General features: G+C 51.4%; 1 rRNA gene. It reads right to left on the reverse strand.

The features are described 5' to 3' along the window. Positions 1-1,229: ribosomal RNA gene (locus BT119_RS26175) — 23S ribosomal RNA — on the reverse strand; the annotation flags it as partial.

Raw genomic sequence — 1,229 nt, forward strand, 5'->3', positions numbered from 1 at the left:
AAAGAACACTCGTCATCAGCTCTCGGCCTTAAGATCCCGGATTTACCTAAGATCTCAGCCTACCACCTTAAACCTGGACAACCAACGCCAGGCTGGCCTAGCCTTCTCCGTCCCTCCATCGCAATAACCAGAAGTACAGGAATATTAACCTGTTTTCCATCGACTACGCTTTTCAGCCTCGCCTTAGGGACCGACTAACCCTGCGTCGATTAACGTTGCGCAGGAAACCTTGGTCTTTCGGCGTGGGTGTTTTTCACACCCATTGTCGTTACTCATGTCAGCATTCGCACTTCTGATACCTCCAGCAAGCTTCTCAACTCACCTTCACAGGCTTACAGAACGCTCCTCTACCGCATCATCAAAAGATGATACCCGTAGCTTCGGTGCATGGTTTGAGCCCCGTTACATCTTCCGCGCAGGCCGACTCGACTAGTGAGCTATTACGCTTTCTTTAAAGGGTGGCTGCTTCTAAGCCAACCTCCTAGCTGTCTAAGCCTTCCCACATCGTTTCCCACTTAACCATGACTTTGGGACCTTAGCTGACGGTCTGGGTTGTTTCCCTTTTCACGACGGACGTTAGCACCCGCCGTGTGTCTCCCATGCTCGGCACTTGTAGGTATTCGGAGTTTGCATCGGTTTGGTAAGTCGGGATGACCCCCTAGCCGAAACAGTGCTCTACCCCCTACAGTGATACATGAGGCGCTACCTAAATAGCTTTCGAGGAGAACCAGCTATCTCCGAGCTTGATTAGCCTTTCACTCCGATCCACAGGTCATCCGCTAACTTTTCAACGGTAGTCGGTTCGGTCCTCCAGTTAGTGTTACCCAACCTTCAACCTGCCCATGGATAGATCGCCCGGTTTCGGGTCTATTCCCAGCGACTAGACGCCCTATTAAGACTCGCTTTCGCTACGCCTCCCCTATTCGGTTAAGCTCGCCACTGAAAATAAGTCGCTGACCCATTATACAAAAGGTACGCAGTCACCCAACAAAGTGGGCTCCCACTGCTTGTACGCATACGGTTTCAGGATCTATTTCACTCCGCTCTCCGCGGTTCTTTTCGCCTTTCCCTCACGGTACTGGTTCACTATCGGTCAGTCAGTAGTATTTAGCCTTGGAGGATGGTCCCCCCATATTCAGACAAGGTTTCTCGTGCCCCGTCCTACTCGATTTCATTGCAAAGGGATTTTCGCGTACAGGGCTATCACCCACTATGGCCACCCTTTCCAG

This window comes from Pseudomonas sp. NFACC10-1 (genome assembly GCF_900119195.1).
Taxonomy (GTDB): Bacteria; Pseudomonadota; Gammaproteobacteria; order Pseudomonadales; family Pseudomonadaceae; genus Aquipseudomonas; species Aquipseudomonas cerasi.